Source organism: Streptomyces sp. NPDC020192, assembly GCF_044388685.1.
Taxonomy (GTDB): Bacteria; Actinomycetota; Actinomycetes; order Streptomycetales; family Streptomycetaceae; genus Streptomyces.
Genome location: NZ_JBIRXG010000057.1, coordinates 1 through 18321, shown reverse-complemented (window position 1 = coordinate 18321; position 18321 = coordinate 1). Strand labels below are relative to the sequence as shown.

Here is an 18321-nt window from a genome sequence, read left to right as displayed (position 1 = left end):
GACGGCGCGGACCCACGCCAGTCGACCATTCCCATAAACTATAAATATAAAAGTGCTATGCTTCGAGCATGAGTCGTCAAGACACCGCTCCTGGCGCGTCCGCCGCCATCGGGGCAGCCCTCTACGGCCTGGCCACCAGGGCCACGAGACGCCTGCCCCGGGACATGAGCCTGACGTCCGCCGCCACCCTGGCCACCCTGGACCGGACCGGCCCGCGGCGCATCACCGATCTGGCCGCGGTCGAGGGCGTCACCCAGCCCGCGATGACCGCCCTGGTCCGGGTGATGGAGGAGTCCGGCCTGGTCGAGCGGCGGGGCGACGCGTCCGACAAGCGGGTCACGCTGGTGTGCCTGACCGAGGCCGGCGCCTCCTATGTCCGGACGCGGCGCCAGGCGGGCGTCCACGCGTTCGAGCGGTTGATCGGCGAGCTCACCGGCGACGAGGTCGAGGCGCTGGTGGCGGCCCTTCCGGCGCTGAAGCATCTGGCAGAGCTCGAAAGCCAGGACCGCGAAGGGCCGAAGCAGTGACCGGGCAGCCGGTCGGCGGGGTCACGGTGAAGGCGTTCCCGGTGGCGCGTTCCGAGGCGCGGCTGCTGGTCCCCGCCCTGATGTTCATCGCTCTGGTCGTGGCGGCGGTCGCCAGCCTCGGGACGCCGCTCATCACCAGCGTGGCGACCTCGTTCCACGTCTCGCTCGGCAGCGCGCAGTGGACGCTGACCGTCGCGCTGCTCAGCGGCGCCGTCGCCACGCCGGTCCTGGGCCGGCTCGGAGCCGGCCCGCACCGGCGGGCCACGATCCTCGCCACGCTGGCGGTCGTCGTCGCCGGCAGCGCGCTCACCGTGCTGCCACTGCCGTTCGCGTGGCTGCTGGCCGGCAGGGTGGCCCAGGGCGTCGGGCTCGGGCTGACGGCGCTGATGATGGGCGTGGCCCGGGACCACCTCCCCGAGGAGCGCAGCGCGGCCGTGATCGCCCTGATCTCGGTGGTCTCGATCATCGGGGCCGGCGTCGGCTACCCGCTGGCCGCACTGCTCGCCGAGCTCGGCGGGGTACGGGCCGCCTACGGCCTCGGCCTGGTCGTCACCGCCGCCGCTCTCCTGACCGCGTGGCGCTCCATGCCCGAAGCCCCCGAAGGCCGCTCCGCCCACGTGGACGTGGCAGGCGCGGTCGTCCTGGCCGCTGCGCTGCTCCTGGTGCTGTTCCTCGCCGGCGAACGGAATCTGTGGAGCCGGCACCTCGCCGTGGCGGCGGGCCTCGCCGTCGTCGCGGTGGTGCTGCTCTGCGTCTGGGCCGTCATCGAGCTGCGCAGCACGACGCCCCTGGTCGATGTGCGGGCGGTGCGGCACCCGGCGGTCGCCGGGGCGAACCTCGCCATGTTCGTCGGCGGGATCGGCATGTACCTCCTGCTCACGCTCATCACCCGGTACGCGCAGACGCCGCACGGCGCCGGCTACGGCTTCGGGCTGACGACCTTCGTCGCCGGGCTGGTCCTCATCCCGTTCTCGGTGCTGGGGTTCGTCGCCGGCAAGCTCACGCCGCGGGTCCGGACGCGGATCGCCGACCCCCTGCTCCTGGCCGGCAGCGCCGTCGTGGTCGGCGGCGGGTTCGCCCTGTTCGCGGCGGCCCGGTCGGACCTGGCCGAACTGTTCGCGGCGATGGGCGTGCTCGGCTTCGGCGTCGGCGGCTTCTCGGCCGCGATGCCCGGCGTCATCCTGGCCGTCACCCCCAAGAGCGAGACGTCGAGCGCCATGAGCTTCAACTACGTCGTCCGCAGCGTCGGGTACTCCCTGGGCAGCGCCATCGGCGGCCTGATCCTCGCCGCGGGCACCGGCCCCGGCCGCCTCTTCCCCGACGACAGCGCCTACACCACCGCGGCGCTGGTCGGCATCGGCGCCATGGCGATCACGACGCTGACAAGCCTCGCTCTCGCCCGCCGACGCTCGTCCGAGACCAACTCGTAAGCTAGACACACTTATTACAACACTGGAGGTGCCATGCCCAAGGGCTACTGGGTCAGCGTCTACCGCACCATTTCGGACCCTGAGAAGCTGGCTGCTTACAACAAGCTGGCCGCTGCGGCCGTCGAGGCCGGGGGCGGCCGGACCATCGTCCGCGGCGGTCGGGTCGTGGCGCATGACGCCGGAATCGCCGAGCGCACCATCCTGGTCGAGTTCGACAGCTTCGAGCAGGCCGTCGCGGCGCGCGAGAGCGCGGCCTACCAGGAGGCGCTGGTCGCCCTCTCCGACGGCGTCGAGCGCGACTTCCGCATCGTCGAAGGCATCGACTGACCGAGGTCCAGTCGGATCTTCACTGAAGCCGTCCGCGTCGGCGTTCGGCAGACGTGGGCGAACGACGGGCCTCAGGTACTCGGCGGCTGGGAGATGGGGCCGCGCCGCAGGGTGCGGCGGCTGTTACGAGGAGCGGTCCTGCGGCCATCCCTGTGCGTCGAATACAGCGATGGGGTCCAGGTAGTCGCGCCAGTGCGTCACCTTGCGGTCCTTGATGGTCACGACGGAGACGAAGCGGTTGTCGTAGGGCCGTCCCGTCACCACCGATGTGCCGTGGACTTCGTACTTCAGGACGACCGTCGAGGTCTTGGGGTCGTGGTGGACGCGGAGATTGTCCGCGCTGCGCAGCGTGATGTAGTCGCCGTAGTTGCTGTACAGGTCGATGATTCCCTGGCGTCCCTCGACCCGGCGGGGGTAGCCCGGCACGGTGATCACGTACTCGAAGACCACGTCCTCGGCCAGCAGGTCGTAGCAAGGGGTAGCGGATCCGGCGCTGGTGCATGCCGCGGCCGACACCCTGTCCAGCGACACCGTGGTCCTGGACGGCGAGCTGACCCCGCAGGAGTTGGCCGATCAGGTACTGGCTCGGATTCGAGCCGGTGGTCAGACTGGCACCTGATTGGCGCGGTGGCCTGGCCAAACGCCGTTGTGCTGGAGTTCGGCTGCATCGACGCCTCGAGGAGTGTGGCCTTCAACCACCTCAGACCAGACAGTCTCATTCTCGAGCGGCCTGAGTGCGGCCCAGTGGGATGACCACTGCTGACCGATTGCCGAGCCGTTCGCGAAGTGCGGCGTTCTCCGCGAGGAGTGCAGCGATCACAGTGGCCGCGGCGTCGACCTCGTCTTGGAGCCGTTGCCGCTCGAGGTGGTTGTCCTTCAGCCGACGCCGCAGGCGGGAGATCTCCTCGGTCAACTTCTGGTCGTGCTTGCGCGCAGTGCTTCGGCTGACCCGGTTCTCCCAGTCAGCAAGTACCGCGGTTGCGCGGTTCATGGTGGCTCGGCTCACGCCGGCTTCCCGCCAGAGGTTCTGCTTGGTGAGCTTGCCGTCGGTGCGGATGGGCCGACCAGTGAAGAGCCGTTCCATGGCCTCTCGAAGGGCCTTCTCGGCCGTGGCGGAGAGGCCGGGCCGGGTTGGGGCGGTCATGTTCCTCCGGCCTTGGTGAGCGCGATCTCGACGTCGCGGATCTGCTGGTCGATCAGGGCTTTGCGGTTCGCCGGGAGTGCGGGGAGGCTCCGGAGTTGGGTCAGGGAGGCGTGCTCGGCCTGCCAGATTGGCAGGTGCTCGGGGGCAATGATGCTGTTGCTGCAGCGTGCGGGCTGGCAGCGGTCGATGTGTGGCCCTCGGTGTCCTGGGGCGCGATGGCGACTTCGAGGCACTTCGCGCCGACGGGGTTGTTCTCGTCCAGGGTGCAGTGGTTGAGCTTTCCGAACCGGATCGACAGGTCAGGGCTGATGCGTTCTCGCTTGGCGAGATGGGCTGATCATGCGCGTGCGTGCCGAGACGGTCCGGGGTGTCCGGGCTGGAGGCGACGAACGCGACCCTGATGGGGATCTCCGGACCGGAATTCAGCCAGGGCTGCTCTTCGCCCAGGTCGTTCGCTCAGCAACGATGTGGGGAAGGCGTGGATTGAAGAGCGATTGACGATCTGTGAGGGGCGACCGCGCCGGGTCAGTCTCCAGCCTTGCGGCGGGCACGGTAGGCGGCGACGGTGGTCCGGCTGGCGCAGGCGTTGGAGCAGAACCGCCGGGTGCGGTTGCGGGAGTCGTCGACGTAGAAGCGCTCGCAGTCGACAGCGTGGCAGCGGCCGATCGTCACGGCCGGGTCGCCGCAGACGACGTGCGCGAGTGCCGCGGAGCAACTGCGCCCGAGCCAGCTCACGGCGTCCTCGCCGTTGGGAGCGAAGTGCAGATGTGGCGAGCCTTCGCCGTTGTGGTCGTCGACCCGGACAAGCGGCGGGTGCTGTTCCAGCAGGGCATTGACGGGGCCGAGCGGCCCGCCATGGGATGCGGCCTCCACCGCGCCGAGCAGCCTGGGCAGGAACTCGCCGAGCCGCTCGGGGTCCGGTTCGGCGATCCGGTGCTGGCGGAACATCTCCCGGCGCAGCTCGCTCGGGTCGTCGCCGTTGACGATCTCGACCGCAAGTCGGGTCAGATTCCCGATGTAGTCGACGTAACGCACTTGACCACCTACCTCTCAGCCTGAAGAGTAGGCATCATGACTACTGATGCCGCCTACATGATGGACGGCGGGACCGCCGTCGCGCGAATGCTGCACCGTATGGGCCGGTGGGACGAGGCGCTCGCCGTGCTGCCGACGGACGCGGTGGCGGAGCGGGCCGAGATCCTGGTGGACCGATACTGGTGGAGACTGGACGGCGCCGCGGCGGCCGAGGAGGCGGTCAGCGCACTCCAGCCGTCCGACCCCGTACTCGCCGGATACCTCACCGCACAGATCCGCTACACCCGGCTGCTGTTCAGCCTGGAGCCGCTCCCAGAAGACCTGCAGCAGGCTCGCGAGGACTTCACCACCGCCACGGCCGACCGACGGCTGACCGGCTGGGCCACGTTCTGGCTCGGAGTGCTCGCCGACAACATCGACAAGGATCCCGACGCCGCCAAAACGGCCTACCGGCAGGCACTGGGGCACGCCAGGGAACATGACGACGCACTGTTGGAGTCCTACGCCGTACGCCACATCGGAGCCCATCTCCTGGAGCAGGACCGGGAACAGGGCATCGCCCAGCTGCGCCGGTCCTACCACCTGCGAGCATCCCTCGGCGCCCGCCCACAAACGGCAGCAGCGGCCCTCACTCTCGCCGGCGAACTGCCCCCTGGAGCCGAAACCGACATGCTCCGCGAGACATCCGGCCTGACCGCCCGCGAACTGGAACTGACCTGGCTGCTACGCGCTCTTTGACGGCACCTCGTCATGCACGTCCCCGCGAGGGCACGTGACCAAGCGGACTGCCGAACGCACGGACCCCGCTTCCGCCGTCTCGACACGCGCCGTCGGAGGTGGGGAACTCAACGAAGCAGGGCTGTCCCACACTTGAGCACCGTGCGCGGAGCTTCAAGAAGCGCCATCAACCCCCGATGATCAAGGTTGTCGAAGCCTTTGATCACGAACAGGGGTCGCGTTCGCGTGTCATCCTCCCTGATCGATGTCCTACAACGCCATCGCCAAGACATCGACTTGTCCTGCCCACCCACGGAACTGCCCGATTTGACCTCGTTGTCGACGGTCCTGGACCGGCTTCCCGATCCGCGGTGCGCAAGAGGCCGCTGCTACCGGCTGGTCTCTTTGCTGGCCCTGTGCCTGCTCGCGGTCCTCGGCGGGGCCACCACGCTGGCCGGCATCGCATGGTTCGCCATCGACTCCACCCCTCAGGTGCGCAAACGGATCGGGCTGGCCCGTCTTCCGTGCGCCACCACCCTGGGCCGCCTGCTGTCTCGCATCGACGGCGACGCCTTTGATGACGCCGTGGGTGCCTGGCTTGCCCGGCACTCCCGTGATCCCGTCGAAGCCGATCCACCCGAGCTGGTGGGACTGGCCGTCGACGGCAAAGCCGTGCGCGGCAGCCGCGACGGCGGCAAGAGCGCCATCCACCTGCTCGCCGCCGTCCTGCGTGAGAACCAGACGGTGATCTCACAGCGGCAGATCGCCGTGAAGAGTAACGAGATCCCCGCCTTAGCCCCGCTGCTGGAACGGCTGGACCTGCGCGGGCACGTCATCACCGCCGACGCGATGCACACGCAGACCGATCACGCCGATCAGATCGCCGCCCAGGGTGCCCACTACATCCTGGTCGTGAAAGGGAATCAGAAGAAGCTCCGCCGACAGCTGCGGCGACTGCCCTGGCGCGAGATTCCGCTCCAGCACCGCACCCGGGACAAGGACCATGGCCGCCGCGAGATCCGCCGTCTGAAGGTCTGCACCGTCCAGCCCGGCCTCCTCTTCCCGCACGCCGTCCAGGCCATCGAGATCAAGCGCCGTCGCACGAACGGCAAGACCGGCAAGACGACCGTCAAAACGATCTACGCGATCACCAGCCGCACCCCCGCCCGGGCAACCCCGGCCCAGCTCGCACAACTGATCCGCGGGCACTGGCGGGTGGAAGCCCTGCACCACGTGAGAGATGTGACCTTCGCCGAGGACGCCTCCCGCGTCCGCACCGGCACCGCACCCCGAGCGGTGGCGACCCTCCGCAACCTCGCCATCGGCCTCGTCCGCCAGGCCGGCTGGACGAACATCGCCGCAACCGACCACTACCGGTCACGAACCGACCACGCACTCCAACTACTCGATCTTGAAACCTGAGAACGCACCAGCCCTGCCTCCAGGTGCAGCCGGACGAGGTGGAAGGCGCGCTGCCACTCCACCGGCCAGGCAGGGCACCACCAGGGGTCGATGTCCTCAACTGCTCGCGCCGCCCCTCCGACAGTGCCCCTGCCGCTGGCCCCTCCGGCGGGCCCTTGGCACGCCGCTGCTCGATCTCGGTAGCCCTCGCGTCAGCCGTTGCACATCTGGCGGCGGCGGTGCGAGCAGGCAGGCAGGAGGGGCACCAGTTCGGCGGAACTGCCGTCGGTGACGCCTGGTGCGTCGCGGTACCCCCTGGGGTCAGAATGGCGGGTCGTCGGAGTAGCCGTCCGCCCAGGGATCCATTGGTTCGGGAGCCGAGATCCGTGGGTCGGGTAGGGGGCCGGGCTCTACACCCCAGGTCACGAGGCACCGCTCAGCGAGGTATCGGTAGCCCCGGTACTCGCTGGTGCTAAGCGTGCTGCGTACCAGCGGCACGAACTCCGGGATGTGTATGGCCAGCTCAGGCGCGGCGAGCGCCATCGCAGCTGCGTGAACCGCAGCTTCCCGGATCAGAAGGTCCGCATCAACAAGGTACGGTTGCGCCGCCTCGTAGATCAGCGGGAGGATGGCACGCACCGCGGCGACATCGTCAGGTTCTCCCGGGCCGTCTTCGTCGTACGTCGCGTCGTCAGCGAGGTCACCTAGCCATTGCAGGAGGGCCGCACGCATAAGTCGGCGGCGTTCCTCGTGGAAGTAGACCCCCGAGGTCATCGTTCGGGAGTGGCCAAGGATCTCGATGACGAAGCGAGCGGCCGGGGCGGTGGCGCCATAGATGCTGTTCTGGTGTGTCACGGCCTGACTGAGGTCGTGTACGGCGGTTCGCTGAACATCCTCGTCGCCATCCAGTAGCCCCGCCAGAATGACGGGGGTCGCCGGGGCTACGTTAGGGCAACAGTGCTCGACGCTGCTCCAGTCCGTTTCCAGGAGGAACGCCCAGGGGTCGATTGCCCCGCTGCCACCATTGATCGTCACGGGTCCAAGTGTGGCCTGCGGGCCATGTGTGGGCCAAGGACCGTCAGCGCCCCTCTCGCGAGAAGATGCTCCAGTTCAGCCGCCTGAACTTGCAAGAACCACAACGTTCTTCGCCACTCGGGCCCGGGTGGAGGAATCCGCCAAGGCCGGCTTGACACCTGCAGGCCCCACCTCGACGGCGCGCCGTCCCACCCCATCTTTGAACCTCGATTGATCTCCTCGCGCTCGCCCGGCTTCATCGCGATGAGTGCGGACACGAGCACGACCTCAGTCGGACAGCACGACCGGGGACCACATGCCGAATCCCTGCTCGGTGCCCCAATCCTCGTACAGTTGCACCTCGGTGAACCCCAGCTTCGCCGCGAGGCGCATCGAGCGCTCGTTGGGTCGGCGGGCAGCTGACCGAACACCCCGGCCGGTCCACCGGTCTTGGCCAACCCGGGCACCTTGATGCAGGCCACGCGCCAGCGGGCCGTTCCGGCCTCGTCCACGCCCAACGCCGGACATTCGCCACCACCAGGTCCACATCGAGGCGCCGACGCCCGACCTTGAACGCGTCCACGATCGTGGAAGGCGAAACGACGCGTGCCGGCCGTACCACCGCTCCGACCCGCTTGGCCAGCACCAGGTAACACTTGCTGGCGACCGCATCAACGCCATGACCCGATTCGACAACAGCGTGCTGCCCTGGTTCGGGCTTCCACGCTCACTCCCGAGCCGATAGGGAGGTGGCGGCGGCCTTTGGCCCGGCGCGGATCGGGCACCGTCGCGAGGCAGTCGAGCAGGTGCGGGTGCTCCCCGGACCCGGCAGACCGGCCAGCGGCAAGCTGGCCCAGGCCAGTTGGCATTGACGATGATGATCGGGCAGACATGGTCTTCCATCGTGGCGATGAGGACTCAACACCTCATGCTCAACCGGAAGCCGCGCCTGCCTCCCCTCCACCCCGTCCCGCGAACTTCGCTGCCATGTCAGCCGCCTGAACCAGTGCTGCACAAACGTCTGGACCCTCTGGGAAGAGATCAAGACGCACGGCTACACCGGCGGCTACGGAGCCGTCCGCGCCTACCTCCAGCCGTATCGCACAACCTCGACCGCACCAGCGCAGCCGGCCCGCCGTCCCCGCGCACGGTCACCGGCTGGATCCTGACTCACCCCGACACCCTGCCGGAGAGCGAGCGCCTGAAGCTCAAAACCGTCCTCGCCGGCTGCCCTGAACTGGAGGCCCTCGCCGGGCACGTCCGCGCGATCGGGAAGATGCTCACTCAGCCCAGGGCGACCAGCTCCCGCAGTGGATCAAGGCGGTCTGCGCCGACGACCTGCCCAGCCCCCACACCTTCGTCAACGGCCTCGAACGGGATCTCGCCGCCGTCACCGCCGGCCTCACACTGCCGTGGAGCTCCGGCGTCCTCAAGGGCCGCGTCAACCGCATCAAAATGATCAAGGGTCAGATGTACTGCAGGGCCGGCTCCAGCCTCTTACGGAAACGAGTCCTGCTGGCATCCTGCTGGGTCCGTCACGAGCTCTGCCGGAGTCGCTCCGCAGCCTGAGCAGGGGTGTCGTAGTAGCCAGGCCGTGCGAGCAGGACTGAGTTGAAGAAGTAGCCCTGCTCATCCTCTGGCTTGTCGTCGGCTGCGAACGGGCGCCAGAAGCTCAGGAGCAGGTCAGAGCCGATGAAAGACGCTGGGTCGTCGGGGGCTGCCTCGATCGAGGTGTACTCGCTCATGCGATGCACCAGCTCGCGGGCCGGTATCGCGAACACGTCCAGGCCCCGGAAGATGACTCGGTCTGTCTGAGTCGACGGCCTCCCGAGCTCAACGGCTTCGAGCATGTCTCGCATGCAGTGGATGCTGATCATCAATCCACTGGGACGGAAGACATGCTGACCCGGCCGGTCGGACTCCGAGACCGCGGAGAGATCGCGGAGCGAGTCCAGCGCCGTGTTGGCCGATTGCCGAGTCATACCGATCCGTAGCGGGCCAACGCCGATTGGTGGGGCGAGGTCGAAGTCCATGCGGGCATGATCCCAAACAGGTATGTCAACGAGTCGCGAGGAGCCATCCAGTTCCTAGACTTCACAGAGGGTGAGAGCTCCACAGAAGTTGGACCAGAACCTGACGTGCGACACCGTTTATCACCGAGTCCGGGCAGCACTTGGTGGTCACAGGGCCGGAAAATGTCGATGAGAACTGACACCGGTCAGGTACTTACGTCCTCGGTGGGGAACCGGGAGGAGGCGCTCTACCGGCGGACCGCCGAGATCAGTCCGCCGGGCCGCTCCTCGCGCTGCGGCGGGGTGCTGATCGGGCGGCCGTATGCGGCAGCGCGCTCGCGCAGGGTGTGGCAGCTGGCCTCCCAGCCGTGCCCGGCCAGCCAGCCCACCGGGTCGTCGGGCATCTCCGAGACCCACATGGACGCCGCCGATCCCGGCACGGCGTCCGCGCCGAAGCGCTCGATCACACCGCGCGAGCCCAACGTCAGCCCCATCCGACTGCCTGCCGCCGACTGCGCGCTGATCCGGGCCAGCAGCAGTTCCACCGCGTCCTCGGGCAGATAGATCAGCAGTCCTTCGGCGATCCACACGGTCGGCACCACCGGGTCGTGCCCTGCGGCGGCCAGCACGCCTGGCCAGTCCTCCCGCAGATCCACCGCGACGGTGATCCGCTCGCAGCGTGCGACGGCCCGCTCCTGGCGCAGCACCGAAGCCTTGAAGTCCAGTGGCGCGGCGGTGTCGACCTCGAACAGCCGGGTGCCCTCGGGCCAGTCCATCCGGAAGGCCCGGCTGTCCATGCCGACGCCGAGCAGCACGACCTGCCGGATCCCGGACGCGGAGGCCTGCTGCAACAGGTCGTCGAGGAACTTCGTCCGGATGACGATGGAGAACGCCACGCCCAGCCAGCGGCGTCGCGCGGCCTCGTCATCGGGCAGCGGCGGCGAGGAGGGCCACAGGCCGCCAGCGGTGGCGAAGGCCTGTGCCAGTGGGTCGCGGAACAGCGCGTTCTCCCGCTCGGTCTCCAGCGCCCGCACCCTGGCCACTCCCACCGCCGTGGCCCACACTCCCGACGGCTGCACCCGCTCCTGCTCATCAGTCACCGCGCCAGCCTAGTGCCGTGACCGAGAAGGTTCACCTGGTCGGCACTCGCCAAGCCAGTCACACTTGAACGTGTTCAAAAAAGTTGGGAGACTGGGCCGCAATCGGGGCAGGAGGGACCAGACATGGTGAGTAGGCTGCTGATGCCGTGTGGGCGGGCTCGACAGGCCGTGGCCGGCCGCCATGGTGCGTGCGGGGGAACGGTGCCGACGCGGATTCTCGATTGGGGACATCCGCGTGTCTGGTCTGCCGTGCGGAGTATCGGTATGGCCGTCCAGGAAGGGAAGGGACCCGCAGCGAAGGTGGCGGCCCTCCGCCGCGCACATTGGTGGATCTCCGCAGAGGTACGCCCGGTGTACTCGGTGGAGGAGGCGCGACCGGTATCTCAGGTTCTGCGGCTCGGCCGCGGCTCCTGCAGTCAGCGGATGGCCGTACTGGAAGCGGTTGCGCGGGTGTGGGGCGTTCCCTCCCGGGTGCGTGGCCTGGTCGTGGACGGCACATTCTGGTACGCACGCTTCCCCCGGCTACGTCGGCTTGTTCCCAACCAAGTAGTGCTGGCCTGGCCGGAGTTCCGCGTCGACGGGCTGTCGGAGGCCGATCACGCCGCCGCACCCTGGCTGCCGGTGTCCGAGCTCTTCGGCGGTGCCGGCGAGCCGCGTGGACGGATCAGTGGCGGCTTCACGAACGCAGGTCCGGAGACGCTCTTCGAGGCGCTGTCCAGGACGAGCGTCGACTGGGACGGGACCACGGCCTGCCCCGCGTCGGACGGTTCGTGCGATCTCTCGGCGTACCTGCTCAGGGATCTTGGGCGCTTCGACTCCCGAGACGAGCTTTTCGCCCAGTACGGCCAGACCCTTTGTGGCCCGGCGAGACTCCTGGCCGAGCCCGTCCTGGGCCGACGAGCCGCCGGACTCTAGCGCCATGTCGGCAAAGAGGATCGCCGAGATGCTGGATCATGCGGCGAGGGCAGATCTGCCACCTCAGCGGAGTCCTTTCTCCCTACGGATGCAGGCGCGCTCCCGGCGTTGGACTGCCAGCACGTCGGGGTGGCGGGGGTTGACGTTGCGCCAGCGCAGGTAGGCGTGCAGGGCTCGGGCACCGCCTCCCTGGTCCATTTCGGATACCCGGACTTCAGGCGGGGCCACGCTTTGACCAGCGTGTACCAGACCTACCACTGGACCATGGAGGTGAACTGAGATGACCGAGCGCGTCAGCAAGGCTCCGGACGCCTGGCCCGACCGGATGTGGCGTCTAGCCCGCTGGGCGCTGCTCCTGGTGCTGCTGCTGTCGTTCATCACCACACTGCTGCGCGTCGTACCGGCCCATGGGTCGACGCGCGCATTGGTGGCGGACATCAAGGCCGGCCGCACGCACACGGTGCAGACGGACGCCGAAGGCATCGACGTCACCGTGCGCTGGAGTACCGGCCTGCTCGACGACCACAGCTACGTCTACCACCCGGCTGGCTTCGTCCCCGGCACCGACCAGGCCGACCAGAACGTCCGGGCGACCGTGACCCGGGCGGCGGGCCCCGCCGCCCGGGCGGTGCGGTTCCACGAGTTCGACGCCACCTACGGCGCCGGGGGCCTGAGCCTGCTGCTGCCCGTCACCTCCGTACTGCTCACCCCGTGGACATGGCTCAGGTTCCTGGCGCTGTTCGCGGGGGGCGCCATCCTGGCCCGGATGCTGACCGCGCGCCGGCACCGCCTGGCCGAGGGCGCCGCCTGGGTTCTCGCCGCTCTCGTCACGGGTGCGGGGTTCGCGGCCTATCTGTGGGCCGAGCCCGGTCGGGAGGGCCCGGCCGGCCGGGCCCCGCGCTGGTGGCGTGCCTGGCTGGCCTCGCTGGCCACTGGCGTGGGCGCAGCCGCCCTGGGAGCAGTCGTCCTCCTCGTAGCAGGCCGTCTATAGGCAACGAACCATGCCTGCGACTCCTCGGGTCGGGGTGAGTGGTGCGCTATTCAGAGTGGCCCAGGCGGGTTCCTGCGCAGACACCTCCGCCCGAGTTCGCGGCTCAGGCGGCTCGCAGTGTGGTCGGTCCGTCAGCAGTAAGGGCTGCCTGCGCGTTCTCTCCCACCCGCGCTGTCGCAGGGCGTTCCGCCCCCGCCCGGATGTCAGGGAGCCGGGCCTGTCGTACTCCAGCCGTAGATGGTGATCTTGCTGGTGGGGGCGGTTGAGAGACGGATGTCCTTCGACAGCGAAGTTACTGACGACGGCGCTATGTCGTTGGTGTGAGATACGCGCAAGGCGGCGGGCTGAACGCCGCGGGGCGGGCGCGCCGCGAGGCTTTGCGGATGCAGGCGGCCGCGATGTTCGTCGAGAACGTCACGCCTTCGGAGATCGCCGAGCGGCTGCGGGTGACGGTGCGGTCGGTGTACCGGTGGAGGGCGGATTTCGAGCGCGGCGGGACGGTGGCGCTGGCAAGCCGGGGCCCGCTGGGGCAGCGGTGCAAGCTCAGTACGAAGTCGCAGGCCAAGCTGGCCCTGATGCTGGATGAGGGCCCGGCGGCGTTCGGCTGGGACGAGGACCAGGTGTGGACCGGGGCTCGGGTCGCCGAGCTGATCGGCCGCAAGTTCCATGTCTCCTACAGCGCCAACGCGGCAGCCCGGCTGATCCGTCGGCTCGGCTTCACCCCGCAGATGCCGGCGCGACGGGCCGTCCAGCGCGACGAGATCGCGGTTGCCGCCTGGCAGGAAACAACGTGGCCTGCGATACGGACGCAGGCCGCGCTCGGCGCCTTCGTTTGCTTCGAGGACGAGGCAGGCCAGCATCTGACGCCGCCGCGCGGCCGAACCTGGGGACGGCGGGGCCAGACGCCGATCGTGAGGGTGGCCGGGCGCGGCTCCGGGCGTGTGTCAATCGCCGGACTGATCGCCGTCCGTCCCGGGGCGCGCACGAGGCTGCTCTACCGGCTGCGCATCCACCGCCGCCGCAAGAACGAGCGACGTTCCTTATCCGAATGCGACTGCATCGGGCTGATCGACGCCGCCCACCAGCAGCTGAGAGCCCCGATCATTCTGGTCTGGGACCGGCTGAATACCCACGTCTCGGCGACCATGAATCAGATGATCGCCGAACGGGCCTGGCTGACCGTCGTACTCCTTCCGGCCTACGCCCCGGACCTGAACCCGGTCGAGGGCGTGTGGTCCCACGTCAAACGCAGCCTGGCCAACCTGGCCGCGCTCACCGTCGATGCGCTGGGGACGCTGATTCGCAACCGACTCAAGCGCCTTCAGTACCGGCCCGCAGTCCTCGACGGCTTCGTCGCGGAGACCGGCCTGACCTTCAACCCGCTACCGCCATGAATTCACGGGACGCCGTCGTCGGAGACTTGCCCGCCGCGACCGTAGGGCCACAGCGGGCAATCCCCTTGCGCCGCCGACCCAGCGCGGCGATGCTCAAGTGCCGTGAGTAGCTTGGAGATCACCACGCTGACGAGCACCGAGGCGCGACTCTGGCACGCTTTCCCCACCGGTGGCCTGGTCGACCTGCGCTCCGGACCCGACGACGGTCCCGATAAGGCGACGTCCTGGCCGCGTACCCGTGACGTCCGCGCCGAGGTGATCGCCGCTCTGCTGAACGGCAGCGGGCCTGATGCGGGCGGTGGCGCGGGCGTCAAACTGGCCGGCGTCCGTGTTCTCGGACGACTCTCGCTCGCCCACACACAAGTCCCCTACGCACTTGACTTCGAGCGGTGCTCCTTCGACGACGACCTGGACCTCTCCGAAGCCGAGACTCGCAGTGTGCGCCTGCGCGGCTGCTACCTCACTGGGCTGGAAGCCTCGCGCGCGGAGATCCGCGGCGAGTTTCAGGTGGAGGGCTGCCGCCTCGGCAGGATCGGCCTCTACGCGGCGCGCGTCTTCGAGATCGAGATCAGCGGGACCACGATCACCGCGCCCCCGCCCGAGACACCGGACCCCGACGTCGACTGGACGCCGCCACGCGCCGCCGTCTACGGCGACCTGCTCGTCGTCGATACTGCGATGTACTGCCACGACGTTGTCGTCGACGGACAGTTTCGGCTCCCGGGCGCGCGTATAGGCGGCTACCTGCATCTGGACGGCGCTCGGATCACCCACGAGGAGCCCAACCGCCCGCCCACGCCCGCCTTGCTGGCGCAGGGATTGCGCGTCGACACCGGCATTTTCGCCCGCCGTGGCAACACCCGAGCGAAGAACCGGTTCACCGTCATCGGCGGTGTCGACCTCAGCGGCGCCACGATCAAGGGCGGGCTCATGCTGCCCGACGCCAACCTGGTGGACGACCGCGGCGGAACGGCGCTGCGCGCGGATCACATTTCGGTCGAGGGCGGTGTCAACCTGTCGGGCGTCACGGCTTCGGGCGCGGTCCGGCTCGCCTTGGCCCGCGTCGTCGGCCCGCTGACGCTGAGCGGCGCGCGACTGGGCACGCTCGACGCCTCCGGCGCGCGCGTCGAGGGGGCGATGGTCTGCAATGAGGGGTTCACCGCGCACAGCTTGGATCTGCGGCGGGCACGGACTGCGACGTTCGAGGACGACGCCGCGTCCTGGCCCGTCAAGCTGCGCCTGGATGGTTTTGTCTATGACGAACTGATGCCGTTGCCGGCGGCCGGGACGCGACTGCCGTGGCTGGCTCGTGACGCGTATCAGCCTCAGCCGTATGAGCGGTTGGCTGCGTGCTACCGCGCGGTGGGGCGTGACGGCGAGTCACGGCGGGTGCTGCTGGCTCAGCAGCGGCGGCGACGTGAGGCGGCGGGCGTGCTGGCGAAAGTGTGGGGCTTTCTCCAGGACGCAACGGTCGGGTACGGGTATCGGCCGTGGCTGGCGGGGCTGTGGTTGTTGGGCCTGCTCGCCGTCGGATCGGTCTACTTCGCGTCCCACCGTCCTGCACCGCTGGGCGCGGGTGGCCCGCATTTCAACGCCGTCGCCTACACGCTCGACCTTTTAGTGCCGGTGGTTAGCCTCGGTCAGTCGGGTGCGTGGAATCCGAGCGGATCCGGTCAGGTCCTGGCCTATGCGCTGATCATCAGTGGCTGGACGCTGGCCACGACGCTGTTCGCGGGGGTCACACGAATCCTGGTGCGGCCTTGAGATGACAGGTCGCTCTGCGGCTGGCGCACACGGGCCGGCAGCGCGCTTGCCGTGCCGCCGGGTTGCGTGATCAGATTGCGGCAACATCGCGTGCCGGTGGCGGACTGCGTCAGGCATGGAGATGCGGAACCGAGGGGACCGCCATCCGTGGCTTCCCGCGACGGCGACCGTGTAGCCGCCTTGAGTCTGCAGCTGTCACAAGCACATCAGGAATTGCGTCGCCAGATCAACGAGATCAGGACGAGTCTCGGACACCAACAGTTGAGCGACGAGGCACTTGTCACCCATTGCCTGGCCTTTTGTGCCGCGTTGACGTCGCACCATCAGGGCGAGGACGACGGGATGTTCTCCCAGTTGCTGCGCGAACACCCGGATCTCGCAGCGACGGTCACGAACCTTGTCGAGGATCACGGAATGATCGCTTCGATCCTGTCCCGGGTGCGTGAACTCGCTTTCAGGGCTGTCGAATCGCGTGGCCCGGTCCTGGAGGCGATCGGCCGTGAGCTTGACGGACTGGCGGCGATCATGGAATCCCACTTCAGCTATGAAGAGCGGACCATCAGCGAGGCGCTCGACGGCGGAGTACCTGACACCGACTGGCCCGACATGGTCTTCCGGTTCGGTATGGCATGAATCGCTATGGTCGTGGTTCTTCCCGGCGAGGGGCGTGATCAGGCGATGAGCTTGTAAGCCTCGGACAGCTCGTGCGGAGAACCGAGGCCAGGTAATTGCCGGTCACGCGCGCAGCAAGTCACGTCGCTGCGGGGGAGTGAGCCTTATCCAACCTCATTTCGTGCAGGCCAGATGCAGGGCGATACCGGCTCGGACGACGTGCGGCACCAGTTCGCGGCCGTGGCCCTCCTAGCCGTTGGACCATGTCCTGCTCGTCACCGTCGGACCAGCTTCCCCACCGCCGCCCATCGCGCCTCCTGCGCCGGCCTCGCCCCGACCACGAAATCCTCTGGGGACCTCGATCCACGGCGGACACGCGCCACGGGCGGCAGCCGACAGCTCAAACGGGCGGCGCCCGTCCGCGTTCGCTGCCCTGCACGATCCCGCCTCCCGCAGCTGCAGCTACTACGACCGCTGCCGGGCCGCGGGAAGACCCACAAGCAGGCTCTGCTCCGCCTGGCCCGCCACCGCATCAGCGTGCTGTTCGCGATGCTCCGAGACGGCACCCTCTGCGAACCCAGAACCGCACGCAGCGCTTGACGAAAAACACAGAGGCACCCCCGCCGCCATCGTTTCTGCCCTCATCGCCGGGCGGGCCGGGGGGTTGCCCTCAGAAGCCGCACCTCAACTGCCGTCCGCGCAGCGTCCCTCCAGACTTCGCGTGTCCCTGGGACGCATCCCGGGATGGGAGGTGCCGTGGGATGCGTCCCAGGGAGGCCTCGTGGCACAGCCCTCGGTCGGCCGGGGGGCTGAGGTGGAAGCCGCCGGCCTTCGTGCCCGCAAGCCACCTTGCTGACCAGCGACGACGGCCTGAAGATCACGATCTGCAGCTGCCGTGCGTGACGTGCTGTCACCATCCCGCCGCGTCCCAGGGGAGACCTCGGCGTCCCTTGAGGTGCTCGCCGACGCGACACCTGACATTAGGTTCGCCGCAGGCCGGTCGCCGCGAGGGCAGAGAGCGCGCGGTGAACCAGGCTGACCGCCCTGCTGCACGACACGTTCTGAGGACGGGTCAGGTGCGGTAGGCAGCAATCACGGAGGAGCAGGAAACACCGATGCGTAGCAAGCGAATAGTCCAGGCTTTGATGACGGCGGCCGCGATCCCGGCCATTGTTGTGGGCGTCTCGCCCCAGGCCTTTGCCGGCAGCGGCATCACGTGGGCGGACGTTCATACCGGTTACTGCCTTGAGTACGTGACCGACGCCTTTGGCAACCTCGTCGAGGTCCAGACCAACTCGTGTGGAGGCGGGAACCAGGACTGGGCGGACTATCAGAACAGCGACGGCAGCTGGTTCGAGAAGGCCGGGGGCAAGGATGTCTGCCTGACGATGTACTCGGACCATGACGTGTACCTGGAAGGCTGCAGGGGCAACGACTGGGAGCGCTGGTACGAGGAGCGTCAGTCGGACGGGCACTGGAAGCTGAAGAACAAGGCCACCGGGTGGTACCTCGACAGTAACTGGAACCACGAGGTGTACGGGGAGCCGGCGAACGCCGGCGACTATCAGGAATGGAAGTAGTCGTCCCCGGCCCGGCCGTGCGCTGAACACACCGCTGGCCGAGTTCCGCGTCGGCCTGCGCGAGAGCGGACCGGCGCCGAAGTGCCCGCCGGTGGCGCCGAACCCGACTTAGCCGAAGGGCTGATGCGGACCCGCCTCGGCCCGGCGACCTGCACTGCTTGATGTGCTCCTCGGGGTTCACCCCGAGGAGCACATCACGTCCAACGGCCTTGAGCCGTTTCCAGGCTGTCGGTTCTGACCGCGAGTTGCACAGTCCTGCGCAGCGACGAAGCTCCTGGTAGACGGGTTCTCGACCGAGATCACCCGTGTCCGCCATGAGTTTCGCGTGCTTGTCTACCCGTCCTCGATTGATCTGTCC

17 protein-coding genes and 2 pseudogenes are annotated in these 18321 nt (G+C 68.5%); 12 read left to right on the top strand and 7 right to left on the bottom strand.

Annotated elements, in window-relative coordinates; genetic code table 11:
• Positions 1–164 precede the first annotated feature (164 nt).
• The 3 genes from ACH47Z_RS44560 to ACH47Z_RS44550 are packed head-to-tail and all read left to right on the top strand — an operon-like array spanning position 165 to position 2284.
• On the top strand, positions 165–527 hold the full coding sequence (locus tag ACH47Z_RS44560) for a MarR family winged helix-turn-helix transcriptional regulator (RefSeq protein WP_014173936.1): 363 nt from the start codon (positions 165–167) through the stop codon (positions 525–527).
• A complete protein-coding gene (locus ACH47Z_RS44555; protein ID WP_399085517.1) occupies positions 524–1957 on the top strand; it encodes an MFS transporter in 1434 nt (477 codons plus the stop codon). Before ACH47Z_RS44560 ends, ACH47Z_RS44555 begins: the two co-directional genes overlap by 4 nt.
• Before the next feature lie 33 nt (positions 1958–1990).
• Positions 1991–2284 carry a DUF1330 domain-containing protein gene (locus ACH47Z_RS44550; RefSeq protein WP_399085514.1) on the top strand — a complete coding sequence of 98 codons (294 nt, stop codon included), beginning with the start codon at positions 1991–1993 and terminating at the stop codon, positions 2282–2284.
• Between the two features lie 123 nt (positions 2285–2407).
• Here the strand turns inward: ACH47Z_RS44550 and ACH47Z_RS44545 are convergent, their stop codons facing one another.
• The 3 genes from ACH47Z_RS44545 to ACH47Z_RS44535 all read right to left on the bottom strand — a co-directional run bounded on the left by ACH47Z_RS44545 (position 2408) and on the right by ACH47Z_RS44535 (position 4463).
• Positions 2408–2815, bottom strand: a complete 408-nt coding sequence (locus ACH47Z_RS44545; protein WP_399085511.1) for a nuclear transport factor 2 family protein — start codon at positions 2813–2815, stop codon at positions 2408–2410.
• A 184-nt stretch (positions 2816–2999) separates the two neighbouring features.
• Positions 3000–3428 (bottom strand): hypothetical protein, encoded by a 429-nt coding sequence (locus ACH47Z_RS44540; protein WP_399085508.1) that lies wholly within the window; start codon positions 3426–3428, stop codon positions 3000–3002.
• Positions 3429–3953: 525 nt separating this feature from the next.
• Positions 3954–4463: a CGNR zinc finger domain-containing protein gene (locus tag ACH47Z_RS44535; RefSeq protein WP_399085505.1), complete on the bottom strand. Its 510-nt coding sequence runs from the start codon at positions 4461–4463 to the stop codon at positions 3954–3956.
• A 36-nt stretch (positions 4464–4499) separates the two neighbouring features.
• On the opposite strand from ACH47Z_RS44535, the gene ACH47Z_RS44530 reads away from it, so the two are divergent.
• Together ACH47Z_RS44530 and ACH47Z_RS44525 are read left to right on the top strand one after the other, a co-directional pair.
• Positions 4500–5201, top strand: coding sequence for a hypothetical protein (locus ACH47Z_RS44530; protein WP_399085502.1), 702 nt, complete (start codon positions 4500–4502; stop codon positions 5199–5201).
• 306 nt (positions 5202–5507) lie between these two features.
• On the top strand, positions 5508–6602 hold the full coding sequence (locus ACH47Z_RS44525; RefSeq protein WP_399085499.1) for an ISAs1 family transposase: 1095 nt from the start codon (positions 5508–5510) through the stop codon (positions 6600–6602).
• Between the two features lie 300 nt (positions 6603–6902).
• Here ACH47Z_RS44525 and ACH47Z_RS44520 read toward each other — a convergent pair whose 3' ends face one another.
• The 3 genes from ACH47Z_RS44520 to ACH47Z_RS44510 form a co-directional block, all read right to left on the bottom strand.
• Complete coding sequence (locus ACH47Z_RS44520; RefSeq protein WP_399085496.1) at positions 6903–7616, bottom strand: hypothetical protein; 714 nt, start codon at positions 7614–7616, stop codon at positions 6903–6905.
• A 1514-nt stretch (positions 7617–9130) separates the two neighbouring features.
• Positions 9131–9628 carry a hypothetical protein gene (locus ACH47Z_RS44515; protein WP_399085493.1) on the bottom strand — a complete coding sequence of 166 codons (498 nt, stop codon included), beginning with the start codon at positions 9626–9628 and terminating at the stop codon, positions 9131–9133.
• A 227-nt stretch (positions 9629–9855) separates the two neighbouring features.
• Positions 9856–10671 (bottom strand): class I SAM-dependent methyltransferase, encoded by an 816-nt coding sequence (locus ACH47Z_RS44510; protein ID WP_399085563.1) that lies wholly within the window; start codon positions 10669–10671, stop codon positions 9856–9858.
• Between the two features lie 159 nt (positions 10672–10830).
• Here ACH47Z_RS44510 and ACH47Z_RS44505 point away from each other — a divergent pair, with 159 nt between their 5' ends.
• Complete coding sequence (locus ACH47Z_RS44505; RefSeq protein ID WP_399085490.1) at positions 10831–11622, top strand: transglutaminase domain-containing protein; 792 nt, start codon at positions 10831–10833, stop codon at positions 11620–11622.
• Between the two features lie 63 nt (positions 11623–11685).
• On the opposite strand, the pseudogene ACH47Z_RS44500 reads toward ACH47Z_RS44505, so the two are convergent.
• A pseudogene (locus ACH47Z_RS44500) lies at positions 11686–11799 on the bottom strand (IS630 family transposase); the annotation flags it as partial.
• Positions 11800–11902: 103 nt separating this feature from the next.
• Here ACH47Z_RS44500 and ACH47Z_RS44495 point away from each other — a divergent pair.
• The 6 genes and pseudogenes from ACH47Z_RS44495 (at position 11903) to ACH47Z_RS44470 (ending at position 17963) form a co-directional block, all read left to right on the top strand.
• On the top strand, positions 11903–12613 hold the full coding sequence (locus ACH47Z_RS44495; protein ID WP_399085487.1) for a hypothetical protein: 711 nt from the start codon (positions 11903–11905) through the stop codon (positions 12611–12613).
• A gap of 398 nt (positions 12614–13011) precedes the next feature.
• Positions 13012–14007 carry an IS630 family transposase gene (locus tag ACH47Z_RS44490; protein ID WP_399085484.1) on the top strand — a complete coding sequence of 332 codons (996 nt, stop codon included), beginning with the start codon at positions 13012–13014 and terminating at the stop codon, positions 14005–14007.
• A gap of 111 nt (positions 14008–14118) precedes the next feature.
• Positions 14119–15771: an oxidoreductase gene (locus ACH47Z_RS44485; protein ID WP_399085481.1), complete on the top strand. Its 1653-nt coding sequence runs from the start codon at positions 14119–14121 to the stop codon at positions 15769–15771.
• 147 nt (positions 15772–15918) lie between these two features.
• A complete protein-coding gene (locus tag ACH47Z_RS44480) occupies positions 15919–16404 on the top strand; it encodes a hemerythrin domain-containing protein (protein ID WP_399085478.1) in 486 nt (161 codons plus the stop codon).
• A gap of 213 nt (positions 16405–16617) precedes the next feature.
• Positions 16618–16983 (top strand): annotated as a pseudogene (locus tag ACH47Z_RS44475) (transposase); the annotation flags it as partial.
• Positions 16984–17498: 515 nt separating this feature from the next.
• Positions 17499–17963: an RICIN domain-containing protein gene (locus tag ACH47Z_RS44470; protein ID WP_399085475.1), complete on the top strand. Its 465-nt coding sequence runs from the start codon at positions 17499–17501 to the stop codon at positions 17961–17963.
• Positions 17964–18321: the final 358 nt, after the last annotated feature.

Coding starts and splice junctions, on each gene's coding strand:
- ACH47Z_RS44530 (WP_399085502.1), top strand. CDS start 4,500: ATGACTACTGATGCCGCCTACATGATGGACGGCGGGACCGCCGTCGCG.
- ACH47Z_RS44540 (WP_399085508.1), bottom strand. CDS start 3,428: ATGACCGCCCCAACCCGGCCCGGCCTCTCCGCCACGGCCGAGAAGGCC.
- ACH47Z_RS44550 (WP_399085514.1), top strand. CDS start 1,991: ATGCCCAAGGGCTACTGGGTCAGCGTCTACCGCACCATTTCGGACCCT.
- ACH47Z_RS44560 (WP_014173936.1), top strand. CDS start 165: ATGAGCCTGACGTCCGCCGCCACCCTGGCCACCCTGGACCGGACCGGC.
- ACH47Z_RS44470 (WP_399085475.1), top strand. CDS start 17,499: ATGCGTAGCAAGCGAATAGTCCAGGCTTTGATGACGGCGGCCGCGATC.
- ACH47Z_RS44495 (WP_399085487.1), top strand. CDS start 11,903: ATGACCGAGCGCGTCAGCAAGGCTCCGGACGCCTGGCCCGACCGGATG.
- ACH47Z_RS44515 (WP_399085493.1), bottom strand. CDS start 9,628: ATGGACTTCGACCTCGCCCCACCAATCGGCGTTGGCCCGCTACGGATC.
- ACH47Z_RS44490 (WP_399085484.1), top strand. CDS start 13,012: ATGTTCGTCGAGAACGTCACGCCTTCGGAGATCGCCGAGCGGCTGCGG.
- ACH47Z_RS44505 (WP_399085490.1), top strand. CDS start 10,831: ATGGTGAGTAGGCTGCTGATGCCGTGTGGGCGGGCTCGACAGGCCGTG.